This is a genomic window from Geobacillus sp. FJAT-46040 (genome assembly GCF_002335725.1).
GTDB lineage: Bacteria > Bacillota > Bacilli > Bacillales > Anoxybacillaceae > Geobacillus > Geobacillus thermoleovorans.
On sequence record NZ_NISS01000001.1, the window covers coordinates 1,232,739 to 1,246,274 of the forward strand.

The 13,536-nt window shown below is 53.2% G+C and carries 9 protein-coding genes, 1 rRNA gene, 2 pseudogenes and 1 riboswitch; of the genes and pseudogenes, 8 read left to right on the forward strand and 4 right to left on the reverse strand.

Annotated features, from left to right (window positions below; genetic code table 11):
- Positions 1-29 precede the first annotated feature (29 nt).
- The gene (locus CD000_RS06500) at positions 30-803 is read left to right on the forward strand and encodes an SGNH/GDSL hydrolase family protein (RefSeq protein ID WP_033009999.1); all 774 of its coding nucleotides are present in this window, start codon (positions 30-32) and stop codon (positions 801-803) included.
- Positions 804-840: 37 nt separating this feature from the next.
- On the forward strand, positions 841-1,416 hold the full coding sequence (locus CD000_RS06505) for a YpmS family protein (RefSeq protein ID WP_047818416.1): 576 nt from the start codon (positions 841-843) through the stop codon (positions 1,414-1,416).
- A 128-nt stretch (positions 1,417-1,544) separates the two neighbouring features.
- On the opposite strand, the gene CD000_RS06510 is transcribed toward CD000_RS06505, so the two are convergent.
- Both CD000_RS06510 and plsY read right to left on the reverse strand, forming a co-directional pair.
- The gene (locus CD000_RS06510) at positions 1,545-2,909 is read right to left on the reverse strand and encodes an RsmF rRNA methyltransferase first C-terminal domain-containing protein (protein WP_096225274.1); all 1,365 of its coding nucleotides are present in this window, start codon (positions 2,907-2,909) and stop codon (positions 1,545-1,547) included.
- 28 nt (positions 2,910-2,937) lie between these two features.
- Positions 2,938-3,531, reverse strand: coding sequence for a glycerol-3-phosphate 1-O-acyltransferase PlsY (plsY, locus tag CD000_RS06515; RefSeq protein ID WP_015374888.1), 594 nt, complete (start codon positions 3,529-3,531; stop codon positions 2,938-2,940).
- Between the two features lie 175 nt (positions 3,532-3,706).
- On the opposite strand from plsY, the gene CD000_RS06520 reads away from it, so the two are divergent.
- Positions 3,707-4,132 carry an OsmC family protein gene (locus CD000_RS06520; protein ID WP_011231257.1) on the forward strand — a complete coding sequence of 142 codons (426 nt, stop codon included), beginning with the start codon at positions 3,707-3,709 and terminating at the stop codon, positions 4,130-4,132.
- A 559-nt stretch (positions 4,133-4,691) separates the two neighbouring features.
- Here the strand turns inward: CD000_RS06520 and pepT are convergent.
- On the reverse strand, positions 4,692-5,927 hold the full coding sequence (pepT, locus tag CD000_RS06530; RefSeq protein WP_096225278.1) for a peptidase T: 1,236 nt from the start codon (positions 5,925-5,927) through the stop codon (positions 4,692-4,694).
- 195 nt (positions 5,928-6,122) lie between these two features.
- Here pepT and CD000_RS06535 point away from each other — a divergent pair.
- Positions 6,123-6,366, forward strand: a pseudogene (locus CD000_RS06535) (threonine synthase); the annotation flags it as partial.
- An 83-nt stretch (positions 6,367-6,449) separates the two neighbouring features.
- A riboswitch (FMN riboswitch) is annotated at positions 6,450-6,582 on the forward strand.
- 530 nt (positions 6,583-7,112) lie between these two features.
- Entirely contained in the window at positions 7,113-7,697 is a 585-nt protein-coding gene (locus CD000_RS06545; protein WP_096225280.1) for an ECF transporter S component, read from the forward strand.
- A 42-nt stretch (positions 7,698-7,739) separates the two neighbouring features.
- On the opposite strand, the gene CD000_RS06550 is transcribed toward CD000_RS06545, so the two are convergent.
- Positions 7,740-8,354 carry a sulfite oxidase-like oxidoreductase gene (locus CD000_RS06550; RefSeq protein WP_096225281.1) on the reverse strand — a complete coding sequence of 205 codons (615 nt, stop codon included), beginning with the start codon at positions 8,352-8,354 and terminating at the stop codon, positions 7,740-7,742.
- Between the two features lie 199 nt (positions 8,355-8,553).
- Between CD000_RS06550 and CD000_RS06555 the strand changes: the two are divergent.
- The 3 genes and pseudogenes from CD000_RS06555 (at position 8,554) to CD000_RS06565 (ending at position 13,407) form a co-directional block, all read left to right on the forward strand.
- Positions 8,554-10,224, forward strand: a pseudogene (locus CD000_RS06555) (DUF6044 family protein).
- Between the two features lie 643 nt (positions 10,225-10,867).
- Positions 10,868-10,957, forward strand: a complete 90-nt coding sequence (locus tag CD000_RS19070) for a putative holin-like toxin (RefSeq protein ID WP_021322622.1) — start codon at positions 10,868-10,870, stop codon at positions 10,955-10,957.
- 892 nt (positions 10,958-11,849) lie between these two features.
- A 16S ribosomal RNA gene (locus CD000_RS06565) occupies positions 11,850-13,407 on the forward strand.
- The last annotated feature ends 129 nt before the right edge of the window (positions 13,408-13,536 follow it).

Sequence of the window (13,536 nt, forward strand, 5' to 3'; positions counted from 1 at the left end):
CCTGTTGCGGCAAAAGGCAGGTGTCACACATAATGCGATGGGGATGGCTCATCATGGTGGGGGTGTTGCTTGCCGGGTGCACGGTGCTTCCGGCCGGCGGGAAGCCGGACCGCCCGCATGAAACCGCCGTCAGCCAGCCGGAAGCGAAGCCGTTGCCGAAAGACATTCACCTCGTCGCGTTAGGCGATTCATTGACCGAAGGAGTCGGAGACGGTGAAAGGAAAGGCGGCTATGTCGGCCGCCTTGTCCCGCTTTTGGCGGCGGAGGATGGGGTGCGGACGGTGACCGTCACGAATGCCGGAAAGCGCGGCCGGCGCATCACCGAACTTGAACCGGTTATTCGCGCCCATCAGGCGGAGCTTGAGCGGGCTCATATCGTCATGATCACGATCGGCGGCAATGACGTGATGAATGTCGTCCGCGCTCATTTTTTTGACTTATCGTACGAGCGGTTTGCGAACGAGAGCCAACGATTTGCCGAGCGGCTCGATCATTTGTTGATGTTGTTGCGCACGATCAACCCGGATGCGGTCGTTGTCCTGATCGGCTTGTACAATCCGTTTTCCGCCACGTTGCCGAACATCCCGGAAATCGATGATGTCATCGCCGAATGGAACCGCACAAGCCAAGCAGTGGTTTCCCGCTATCCGCGCACGATCTTTGTGGATATTCAAGACATGTTTGCCAACCGCGATGATTTGCTTCACCGCGATGAATTTCACCCGAACGCCGAGGGATATGCGCAAATGGCAGTGCGGGTGTATGAGTCGCTCGATGCGCGAAAAGAGTGGTGGGCGAACTGATGGAAACGAAATGAAGCAGCATAAGGAGTATGTTGGAATGAATTGGAAACGATCGTTTTTCGTTTTGGCGGCTGTGAATGCTGTTGTGCTCATTCTTGCCGCTGTTTGGCTGCTGCAGCCGTCTCCGCCGGTGAAACGGCTGGAGCGCCCGGATGTGGAAGGGGCTTCGTTTACGGTGTACTCCAAAAAAGCGCACTTGAACGCTGTCATTAACGATTATTTGGCGGAAAAAACGAAAGACCATCCGCTTCGCTATGACGTTTGGCTCGCCGACCGCGTTTACGTCTCGAGTGAAATTCCGATCTTTGGGCGCAACGTCGAGCTCGTCGTCTCGTTTGTGCCGAAAGTCGTGAAAGGCGGGAACGTCGAACTTGTCGAACCGGTCATTTCGCTCGGCGACTGGAAGCTGCCGGTGACGTACGTGCTTCGCTACTTGCAAAAGCATGCGCCGCTGCCGGATGAAGTCATCATCGATCCGGGACGGGCCCGCATTTATGTGGCGCTCCATGAGATTCGTTTTGGCAACGGGTATCAAGTAGCGGCGAAAAAAATCGATTTGGCGGCCGATGAAATCGTATTTACCTTAACGATCCCGACAAACCGTCCGCGGTAAAAACGTTGACGTCAACGTTTCCGTGCAACATCGTGAATCTTGTCGGCGTCTATTTGGAAGAAAAAGGGTGTCTCAAAGGCGATGAGACACCTTTTTTTTGGCCGTTCCAGCCTCGTGCGGCCCCGCCGTTAGATCAGGCGCAGCCCTTTCGGATAAAAGTTTTTCACCGTCCCTTTGACTTCTTTTCCCAAGCCGAATGGAAACCCGTCGACCGTCACAAGCAGCCAGCCGCGGTCGCCGCCGGTGGACAGCGTTTCGCCGCGCCAATACTGAAGGCATTCCCGGCTGTCGCTTGATAAGTCGAGCACGTGCTTCGCTTCGTCCGCTCGCAGCGCCAAGGCGAGGGCATGGTTCGGCTCAAACCGCTCCTTTTTGGCCTCGCCAAGATGAAGGCCAGCGCGCACCACTTTCAAGCCGGACAAATCCGGGCATCGGTCCGGGAGCATGGCCAAATGGCTGCCAAACGAGAGGATTGTTCCGTGCTGCACGGTTTGCAACGATTGCTGTTCAAATTGGCGGTACAATCGGACGGCCGCTTTTGGCGCGTTCGCTTTCGCCCACCGCCCGCTCCAAGGCGGAGTCGGCCGCTGTTTTTGCAGCTTGGCGACAAAATGTCCTTCCCCTTTGAGGCGATGCGGCCAAAGGCGGGCGGCGTGGACGAGATCGGATCGATTGGTTTTCGTCCATTCCGGCCGTCCCGGCTCGATGCCGCCGATTTTCGCAATCGGCAGCAACCGCAAATCATCGTACGTCTCGAGCAGCCATTCCATCGTTTGCTCGTTTTCCTCCGGAGAGAACGTGCATGTTGAATAGACAAGAATGCCGCCTTCTTTCAGCATCGCATAGGCGCTTTCTAAAATGCGCCGCTGCCTTGCCGCGCATTCTTCCACATAGGCCGGACTCCAAAACGAGGCGGCCTCTTCTTCTTTCCGGAACATGCCCTCCCCCGAGCACGGAGCGTCCACTAAAATTTTGTCAAAAAAGCCGGGAAACCGCTCGGCAAGCGTTTCGGGAGCTTCATTGACGACGATGGTGTTCGTCAAGCCGAACCGTTCGACGTTCTCTGCAAGCGCTTTGACCCGTTTCGGGTGGATTTCGTTGGCGACAAGCAGCCCTCTGTTTTTCATCATCGCGCCAAGCTGGGTCGTTTTCCCGCCAGGGGCGGCGCACAAGTCAAGCACCGTATCCCCCGGCTCAGGCTGCAGCGCCTCGGCGGCCGCCATCGCGCTCGGTTCTTGAATGTAATACAGGCCGGCCGCATGGTACGGATGCTTTCCCGGCTGTTCGTCCGGCTCATAATAAAACCCGGTCGGGCAAAACGGCACCGGGGAAAGGGAAAAGGGCGCCGTTTTTGCCCATGCGCCCGGGTCGGTTTTCAACGGATTGACGCGCAAGCCGTTGATTTTTTCGTTTTCATACACAGCGAAAAACTCGTCTGCTTCTTCATCAAGCAGCTTCTTCATTTTCGCGACAAATACTTCCGGCAATCTCAACGCAACAAACTCCTTTCTCCGTCCGTCGTCATGAGCGTTTGCCTGGCCATTTCACTTTTGGCTCCGTTTTGTTCAAGATGCGCTTGATGTTGGCGCGATGACGATAAAAGATAAACGAAGCCAGCAACAACACTGCCACCGTCAATGGAATGTCGTCCGTGAAAAAGACGGTGTACACGACCGCATACAGCGCCGCGGCCATCGATGACAGGGAGACGTAGCGTGAAACAGCCAAGACGACAAGAAACACGGCGATGAGCGACAAAAAGAACAACGGCGAATAAAACAGCATCACCCCGCCCGATGTCGCCACCGCCTTGCCGCCGCGGAATTTGGCGAACACCGGATACATATGGCCGACGACTGCCACCGCCCCGGCCAAAAGCGGATGCACGGGGACGGAAAAAAGCATCGGCAAGCTCGCCGCCAGCGTCCCTTTTAGCATATCGCCGACAATGACGATCGTTCCCGCTTTCGCCCCAAGCACGCGGAACGTGTTTGTTCCCCCAAGATTGCCGCTCCCGTGTTCGCGGATGTCGATCCCGTAGCCGATTTTCCCGACAAGAAGGCCAAACGGAATCGAGCCGAGAAGATAAGCAAGAAGCAAAATGAGTGCGGTCATCGAATCAAACACCCTTTACTCAACAAGTTTGTGCATGTTTCTATTTTAACATGCATGAGCGAAAACGGTAGACAGGAATTTTGCATTTCAAGGACATAGCCGCTAAACTGAAAAGAAGAAACGGGCTGTCGGAAAGTCCGTCCGACCCCGGACAGATGAGAAAGGAGCGACCATGATGAAAACGACGGTTGTATGGAACGGAAACATGTCATTCAGCGGCCAAAGCGCTTCCGGTGTGGTGATTCCGATCGACGCCGCGAAAGACGTCGGCGGCAACGATTCAGGCGCTCGGCCGATGGAGCTGTTGCTTCACGCCTTAGCCGGCTGCACCGGCATTGACATCGTTTTGATCTTGCGGAAAATGCGGCTTGATGTCCGCGCGTTTTCGATGGAAGTCGAAGGAACGCGCGCCGATGACCACCCAAAGCGGTTTACAGAGATTCATATTCATTACGCGCTCGAAGGCGATTTGCCGGAAGACAAGGTCGTCCGCGCCATTCGGTTGTCAAAAGAAAAATATTGTTCCGTTTCCCATTCGTTAAATGCCGCCATTACAGCGAGCTATTCGATCAACGGCGTGCGCGGGAAGGAGACGATCTAACAAGGAGAAGGGCTTGACGTTCATGGCCGTTTCGCGTGACATAGCGTCGAATGACAATACGATGAAAAAGGTGTTTCGATCGTTTGCGGAACACCTTTTTTGTGTTAGAACGGATTTTGTTTCTGTTGTTCTCAACAGTCAGTTGTGAATTTACAAAATATTTACGAGAAATCATCCTTTCTGCTCTATCATTGTATGGACTCGCAAGGATATAATGGGAGTGAACGAGAAGGCGAGAGAAAGGGGAACCGGGAATGAAGAATTCCAAACGATGGGGAAGACGGGTGCTATCCGCATTGGCTGCTGCAGCGGTGCTGGCCGCGGCTCCAGTCGGGGCGGCAGGGAACGGGAAAAGCAAGGGGAAGCCGCCTGCTTCTTCGCACCGTTATATTGAGGTGCAGCTGTTAGGCATGATGGAAGGGCGAACGGTCGCTTATCTAATGAAGAAGGTGTCCCCAAAAGACTCGGGACACCTTTTCTTTACTCCTAATGGGCGGGCTTGCAGCCGCTTGTGCTTGGACGATCGAAAAAAGATCGTTCAAGAGAGTTTTTCCGCAGATCAAGATGCTTTTTGCTCGAACAGCTTGATGATCTCCACGATCACTTCGGCTGCTTTCACCATATTGTCGGCGGAAATGTATTCGTAGCGGCCGTGGAAGTTTTCGCCGCCGGCGAAAAGGTTCGGCGTCGGCAGCCCCATGTAGGAGAGCTGCGACCCGTCTGTACCGCCGCGGATCGGTTTCACCTTTGGTTCAATGCCCAAGTTCGTCATCGCTTCGTGGGCGATGTCAACAATGTGGCGCACCGGCTCGATTTTTTCACGCATGTTGTAATATTGGTCGTTGATTTCGAGAGTGATTCGGTCGTTTCCATATTTTTGCGCAAGCGAAGCCGCGATCTCGTTCATTTTCGCTTTGCGAGCCTCAAACTGTTCGCGGTCAAAGTCGCGGATGATGTAATGAAGCTTCGTTTCCTCTACACTGCCTTGGAACGAAAGCAAATGGTAAAACCCTTCATATCCTTCCGTATGCTCAGGCGCCTCATGGGCTGGCAACTGCTGCTCGAACTCCATGGCGATTTTGATCGAGTTGATCATTTTTCCTTTCGCTGTGCCCGGATGGACGTTTTTGCCTTTGATCGTGATTTTCGCTTCGGCAGCGTTAAAGCTTTCATACTCCAATTCGCCAAGCGGCCCGCCGTCGACCGTGTAGGCAAATTGGGCGCCGAATTTGGCAACGTCAAATTTATGCGGCCCGCGGCCAATTTCCTCATCCGGGGTAAAGGCGACGCGCACTTTGCCGTGCTTGATTTCCGGGTGTTGAATGAGATAGTTCATCGCGGTCATAATTTCGGCGATTCCGGCTTTATCGTCAGCACCAAGCAGCGTCGTCCCATCGGTTGTAATCAGTGTATGCCCTTTGTAGCCGGCGAGCTCCGGGAAATCGTTTGGCGACAAGATGATGCCTTGTTCTTTGTTTAACACGATGTCCCCGCCGTCGTACGAGTCAATCAATTGTGGGTTGACGTTGGCTCCGGTAAATTCCGGCGCGGTGTCCATATGAGCCAAAAAGCCGATCACTGGCACGTTTTTGTCCGTATTGGCCGGCAACGTCGCCATCACGTAGCCGTTGTCATCGATCGTCACATCTTCCATCCCGATCGCCTTCAGCTCTTCGACGAGCATTCTCGCCAGCTCCCACTGTCCCGAAGTCGATGGGCACGTATGGCTGTTTGGATCGGATTGAGTGTTGACTTTCGCGTAGCGGATGAAGCGTTCGATCAATTCTTGTTTCATTTGTTCATCTCCTTTTTATGTATGAGTGTTGGGTGAATGCGCGAATCGCTTCTCCAATGTAGCGGAGCGGTTCCGTGTTTATTTTATCATATGCGATCTCCAACAGGGAAAGAGGGAGCGCCATGCGGCGCACGAGTTTTCCGCGGCCGGCGAGGCGGTTGGGATTTCGAAAGCGAAGGAATTGGGCGTCAAACCATTGGCGATGAGGCGATTTTGGCCGAGAAGCGGACGGTGGCGGAGCTCGAAGGGGCGTTCATTTGCCCGGAAGGAGCGGCGGCGTTTGCGGCGGGCGGTCCGAAAATTGCGCGAGAGCGGTTGGATTCGCGACGGGGAGACGGTCGTCGTGCTCAACACGGGGACGGGATTGAAATACGCCGATTTGGTTCAAGTCGCCCCACCGGTGCTTGAACCGGGAGATTCGCTTCCGATGCGGGAATAATCAAGCTGTGAGCAAAAAAACATAGACAAATCGAAAACAGGATTGTATACTAAACTCATCAGAATAATCAAAAATGAAAAACGATTCATCTTCGGGGCAGGGTGAAATTCCCGACCGGCGGTGATGAGGTGCTTCGCCTCTCAGCCCGCGAGCCGCAAGGCAGGATCCGGTGCAAGTCCGGAGCCGACAGTATAGTCTGGATGGGAGAAGATGAAGGTTTGCCGGCGTTCGTTTTGGCGCATGCGAACGTCTAGTTGCGCACCCCCTTTTTCTCCCTTAAGCCTTGTTCGGTTTAAGGGAGTTTTTGTTGGCGCTCGCAGCGGCAGCCTTCTTCTTGTGAGGGTCAACTACCCCCACTTAGCTAACGCTTGAAGTGGGGGCTTGCAACTCCCCAGAAGTGCAAACGGACTTCGTCCTCCTTCCTTGACTTGGGGTTGCATCAGGGGGCAGGTTGACGACTACCCAACGACGCAGGTCATGCCTGCATCGTTACCGATTCTCTCGGTGTGTCTGTTGGCAGTACTTGGCTTCCACACACAACAGACGGACCTACGCTCGATGTTTTACGGTTACAACGTTTCCTGTAACCAACTCCATACATCGAGTAGCCGTGATTGGAGTGCCTTTATTGAACGGTTTTCTCCACGCCTTTATTATATCATACACAAAAGAAAGGGGGGAACGCGCATTCCTCTCCCACTTACTCCCTTTGGTCGTTGAAGTGGGAGTCTCCTGCGCGAAATAGGATGAAACGTATTTCCATCCGCGCCTTTGTCGGCATCGGAGTGTTGGGCGCCATGGCGCATGTGCTCATGATGCTCAACTTTCCGCTGCCGCCGTTTCCCAACTTTTTGCTTGTTGATTTCAGCGACATTCCGGCGCTCATCGCCGCCTTGTTGTACGGCCCGCTCGCCGGCGTGGCGGTCGAACTATTGAAAAACGTGCTGAACTACGTGTTCGTCGGCAGTGCGACCGGCGTTCCGGTCGGCCAGATCGCCAACTTCACTGCCGGGGTGGCGTTCCTTTTGCCGGTTTCCTATATTTATCGGAAAGCCGCATCGAAAAAAGGCTTGCTGCTGGGGTTGGCGGCGGGAACAGTGACGATGGCGCTCGTCATGAGCGTGCTCAACTACTACGTCTTTCTGCCGGCGTATACGCTTTTCCTCGGCGCTCCGCAGATGAGCGCGCCGGAAGCGAAGGCGTTGGTGGTATCGGCGATTTTGCCGTTTAACGCCGTCAAAGGAGCGATGGCGGCCATCGTATTTCAGCTTCTCTTTTGGCGCCTTCGTGCTTGGCTTGAGAAACAAGCGGCATCCCACCAAGCCGCTTGATGAACAAAAAGCGAGGGTTTTTCCCTCGCTTTTTTGCGTTTGTCAAAAGCGAATCCGCGGCACCCAGTCGGCAAACCGCTCCTCTTTAAACGGATTGGCGGTCATCGAATAGCCGCGCTCCTCCCAGTAGCCCGGCTCATCTTCCTTCATAAAGCGGATGCCCGACGCCCATTTCGCCCCTTTCCATAAATAAAATGTCGCCGGCGGGATGAACCGGAGCGGATAGCCGTGCTTCGGCGAGATGTCCTGCCAGTCGTGATGCTTGTCTTTCCATCGATAGACAAACAAGGCATCGTCGCCCATGAGCGCCTCAAGCGGCAAGTTCGCCGAATAACCGAACCGGTCGCCATTTAAGTAGCCGTAAATTTTCACATATTTCACATCGGGATCGAGATCGACGAAGCGCAAAAACTCGCGGAAAGCGATGCCTTCAAACGTCGTGTCAAATTTCGACCATGTCGTGACGCAATGCATATCGACGGTGGAAATCGTTTTCGGCAGCGCCATCACTTCTTGATAGGAGAAGGAGACCTCCTTTTTGACCTCGCCGAACAATCGAAATTCCCATGTCGCCTCATCAAATTCGTACACGTCCCCTTCATGCAAAATCGGCCATTTTTCGGTTTCAAATTGGCCGGGAGGGAGTTGTTTCGGCATGGTGTGCTCCCCTTTCTATGTATTCGTTTACGTATACCATTATAAGGGGAAAATAAAGCGTGTGCAACTTGGCCATGGTTTTAATGCATCACAATATTGAGGACAGTCATGTAAGAATGGAATAATTTTCTTCTTATTGCACATCGTATTCAATAGGGATTTCATGGCCAAGAACAGCTATGGCGGGAGCGTGATGCCGATGGCCGAACAAAGAGAACGATGGCTTTTCCTTTTGGCACTTTGCCTCATCGCCCTTTACGTGTCCCCGCTCTTTCTCCTTGGCGAGAACGCCCATATTCGCGTCCACGATAATTTGGATTCCAATATCGCTTGGTATAAGGTGCTCTCCGAAAGCGGAAAAATCACCGGGCCGCTTGACGCGAACATTCCGCAAATCGCCAACGGCAAGTTGTCAAGAAATGCCCTCGGTTCGGAGTTGACCGGCATCGTCTGGCTGCACGCGTTATTTCCCACGATGACTGCGTATGCGCTCAGCCAAACGATCACAAGGGTGGTGGCATTTTTGGGCATGTATTTGTTGTTGAAAACGCATTTCCTGCCCGAGCCGCGTTGGATGGCTGTTCGCATCGGCGTGGCGCTCGCATTTGCGCTGACGCTGTTTTGGCCGTCGGGGATGTTAAGCACGCTCGGCATGCCGCTTGCGCTCTGGGCGTTTTTGAGCATCCGGAAAGGCGAGGGGGAGTGGAAACATTACGTCGCGCTCACGCTTCTCCCGTTTTATTCCAGCTTTGTGCTCGGGTTCTTTTTCTTTCTTGCCGCCATGGGCACTCTTTGGCTTTTGGATGTGCTGCGCGGGAAGGGGTGGAACATCCGCTTTTTGACTTCCATCGCTTACATGACGCTGTTGTATTTGCTTGTCGAGTACCGGCTTGTCTACTCGTTTTTATGGGAAGACGAGCCGACGAGCCGGGATGAGTACTTCCATGCCCGTTTGTCGTTTTGGCATTGCGTCCGCTTGACGTGAAAAAACTTTATCCTCGGCCACCATCACGTCATGACCGAGCATACGTTTTTTATTTTGCCAAGCTGGTTGGTGGCGTTGTATCTCGTTTTCGTGAAAAAACGGTGGAAGCAAGAACGGTTATTTCTTTTCCTATTCGGACTGAATTTCGCCCTGTCGGCGTGGTACGCCTTTTGGTTTTATAAAGGGTGGCTGCCGCTTACCGAGCGGTTCCATTTTTTAGACACGTTTAACTTTGCCCGCTTTCATTTTTTGCGCCCGATGATCATTTATGTGCAGTTTGCGCTGGCGTTGAAAATCATGTGGCAATATAGCGAAAACGGGAGAAGGTGGGCGAAGCGGCTGCTAGCGGCCCAAGTGATCTTGGTGTTTTTGATTAACGAAGAAATCGTCTTCCGCTACGAGCCGACGGTGAAGCAATTTTACGCGGAAAAACAGTTCCAAGAAATCAAGCAATACATCGGGCTCCCGGTGTCCGACTACCGCGTCGTCAGCATCGGCATTCACCCCGCCATCGCCCAATACAACGGGTTTTACACGCTCGATACGTACAACAACTTTTATCCGCTGTCATATAAATACGAGTTCCGCAAAATCATTGAGCGTGAACTGGAAAAAAGCAAAACGATCCGCACATATTTTGACGAATGGGGCGGGCGCTGCTATATTTTTACAGAAGAACTTGGGAAACGGTACATGTTCACAAAACATTCGAAGAAGCGGCTGAAGAACTTGCAGCTGAATACAGAACAGTTGAAAAAAATGGGCGGCCGCTATATTTTCTCGGCGGTTCCGATTGACAATGCGGCGGAAAATGGACTCGTGTTGGACCGTGTATTCACGTCCGATGAGTCGGCGTGGACGATTTACTTGTACAAGGTGAAATAAAAACAGCGGCTCCCTTTTGAAAGGGGGAACCGCTGTTTTTTTGATTTAGCGCTCATTCAACCGCTCAAGCTGCCGGTCGTGCCAACTCGAGAGCAGCCATAGGGCAATCAGTGTCCCAATCAATGTGCATACCATATCCCATTGCGTAGCTGGCTGGGCGAATGGCCGACCAAACGAATACAGCAGCAACGATCAGCAACAACAGCCCATGAATGCGGGTTTGCCTTGCTTGTTCCACCTTTTTTCCTCCTTGGAACAGCGAGATTCGTCTATGGTCATTATTCGGAAAAACGCGGATTTTATACTAATGAATTTCATGCGGAGAAGGGGCAAAATGGGTTTATGCTGAAAAAATAGGGAAGGAGAGTGGATCGAGAAACGGTTCCTATCAGGCAGGGCTTGACCAATATTCATTCGTTTTTCGAGTGTCTGATGAAAACGCCGGAGTTTCAGCGGTTATAGGAGCTGCTGTGGAAGCAGCGGGAAAAGAGGCGTTTCCTTCATGGATAGGGAAACATTCCTAATTTTCAACGAGGACGCGAATGTATATTCGCATTTGTTTGATTTGATGGTATAATGAAACATGCACAGCCATATGCAGGGTGGGCAGTGGCCACTCCCTGAACGAAAGGGGGTGGTGCTGATGATGTCGATTGCCGACGCGCTGACGCTCATGATTGCGTTTGCGTCACTCATCGTCGCGGTGATCGCCGTATCCAAAGACAAAAAGTAACCCACCCTGCTAGGCCGAGGCGAGGGTAGGTTACGATGCCCGAGGCTTGGGCCACTGCGCTTCTTGCAGCGGCTGTGTATGGACAGGGCATTGGTGGCCGCCAATGTCCCTGTTTTTATTTTATGTTGTCTTTGCTTTCTATTATACGCAGACGGCGATGTCTATGGCAAGAAATGATTCATGTAAGAACGGACAACCAACTTATCTGCAAGGCAGATTAGACCACTGATATATAAGGAAGCTGAAGACTTGCTTCTTCAAAATATATAACTTAAAAACATATACTTGTCGCTAACACCGCTTAAGATTTGGATAAAATTAACTCAGCTATAATAGTTGACTTGAGCATAATTTAGCAGTATTATATTAACCGTCGCTTCAATAGATACGGAGCGATCTAAAAGACTTAGAGAAAAATAGCATCTTGACAAACAAAAACATTTATTGTTATAATAAAAAATGTTTGTTATGAAAAGTCTTGTGATTTTTGTGATGGTATTCTCGGGAGTTTGAATGAAAGGCTTGACATCCATCACAAAAAATGATATATTAATAAAGCATTTGAGGGTGAATTTGGAAAATCCAGATTCCTCTGTCAAGAAGTCAAAAAACGACTCAAAGACTAAAAGCAGTTGCTTGTTCCTTGAAAACTGAACGAAACGAAGCGCGACGAAAAGCGGAGGTCCGATATTTCGCCTAACAGCAGCCCGCGTCCTGCGGGCAACGGCGAAATATCGCCATCCTGGCGATCGCGATGGGCAAATGTTCTTCGCCTGCAAGGGTGCTTGCACCCGAAAGGCGAAGGTTATTTGACCCCGAGCGGCGGCGGGCCGAAGCTGGACAATACGAAAAGCGGAGGTCCGCATGGGCCGAAGCAAAAGCCAATCAACTTTCTTTGGAGAGTTTGATCCTGGCTCAGGACGAACGCTGGCGGCGTGCCTAATACATGCAAGTCGAGCGGACCGGATCGAGGCTTGCCTTGATTCGGTCAGCGGCGGACGGGTGAGTAACACGTGGGCAACCTGCCCGCAAGACCGGGATAACTCCGGGAAACCGGAGCTAATACCGGATAACACCGAAGACCGCATGGTCTTTGGTTGAAAGGCGGCCTTTGGCTGTCACTTGCGGATGGGCCCGCGGCGCATTAGCTAGTTGGTGAGGTAACGGCTCACCAAGGCGACGATGCGTAGCCGGCCTGAGAGAGTGACCGGCCACACTGGGACTGAGACACGGCCCAGACTCCTACGGGAGGCAGCAGTAGGGAATCTTCCGCAATGGGCGAAAGCCTGACGGAGCGACGCCGCGTGAGCGAAGAAGGCCTTCGGGTCGTAAAGCTCTGTTGTGAGGGACGAAGGAGCGCCGTTCGAAGAGGGCGGCGCGGTGACGGTACCTCACGAGGAAGCCCCGGCTAACTACGTGCCAGCAGCCGCGGTAATACGTAGGGGGCGAGCGTTGTCCGGAATTATTGGGCGTAAAGCGCGCGCAGGCGGTCTCTTAAGTCTGATGTGAAAGCCCACGGCTCAACCGTGGAGGGTCATTGGAAACTGGGGGGCTTGAGGGCAGGAGAGGAGAGCGGAATTCCACGTGTAGCGGTGAAATGCGTAGAGATGTGGAGGAACACCAGTGGCGAAGGCGGCTCTCTGGCCTGCACCTGACGCTGAGGCGCGAAAGCGTGGGGAGCAAACAGGATTAGATACCCTGGTAGTCCACGCCGTAAACGATGAGTGCTAAGTGTTAGAGGGGTCACACCCTTTAGTGCTGCAGCTAACGCGATAAGCACTCCGCCTGGGGAGTACGGCCGCAAGGCTGAAACTCAAAGGAATTGACGGGGGCCCGCACAAGCGGTGGAGCATGTGGTTTAATTCGAAGCAACGCGAAGAACCTTACCAGGTCTTGACATCCCCTGACAACCCAAGAGATTGGGCGTTCCCCCTTCGGGGGGACAGGGTGACAGGTGGTGCATGGTTGTCGTCAGCTCGTGTCGTGAGATGTTGGGTTAAGTCCCGCAACGAGCGCAACCCTCGCCTCTAGTTGCCAGCACGAAGGTGGGCACTCTAGAGGGACTGCCGGCGACAAGTCGGAGGAAGGTGGGGATGACGTCAAATCATCATGCCCCTTATGACCTGGGCTACACACGTGCTACAATGGGCGGTACAAAGGGCTGCGAACCCGCGAGGGGGAGCGAATCCCAAAAAGCCGCTCTCAGTTCGGATTGCAGGCTGCAACTCGCCTGCATGAAGCCGGAATCGCTAGTAATCGCGGATCAGCATGCCGCGGTGAATACGTTCCCGGGCCTTGTACACACCGCCCGTCACACCACGAGAGCTTGCAACACCCGAAGTCGGTGAGGTAACCCTTACGGGAGCCAGCCGCCGAAGGTGGGGCAAGTGATTGGGGTGAAGTCGTAACAAGGTAGCCGTACCGGAAGGTGCGGCTGGATCACCTCCTTTCTAAGGACGAAGAAAAGCGGAAGCGCCGTAATTTCGCCTAAAGGCAGCCCGCGTCCTGCGGGCAACGGCGAAATATCGCCATCGTGGCGATCGCGATGGGCAAATGTTCTTCGCCTGCAAGGGTGCTTG

Coding starts and splice junctions, on each gene's coding strand:
- CD000_RS06505 (WP_047818416.1), top strand. CDS start 841: ATGAATTGGAAACGATCGTTTTTCGTTTTGGCGGCTGTGAATGCTGTT.
- plsY (WP_015374888.1), bottom strand. CDS start 3,531: ATGACCGCACTCATTTTGCTTCTTGCTTATCTTCTCGGCTCGATTCCG.
- CD000_RS06520 (WP_011231257.1), top strand. CDS start 3,707: ATGAAAACGACGGTTGTATGGAACGGAAACATGTCATTCAGCGGCCAA.
- pepT (WP_096225278.1), bottom strand. CDS start 5,927: ATGAAACAAGAATTGATCGAACGCTTCATCCGCTACGCGAAAGTCAAC.
- CD000_RS06545 (WP_096225280.1), top strand. CDS start 7,113: ATGAAACGTATTTCCATCCGCGCCTTTGTCGGCATCGGAGTGTTGGGC.
- CD000_RS06550 (WP_096225281.1), bottom strand. CDS start 8,354: ATGCCGAAACAACTCCCTCCCGGCCAATTTGAAACCGAAAAATGGCCG.
- CD000_RS19070 (WP_021322622.1), top strand. CDS start 10,868: ATGATGTCGATTGCCGACGCGCTGACGCTCATGATTGCGTTTGCGTCA.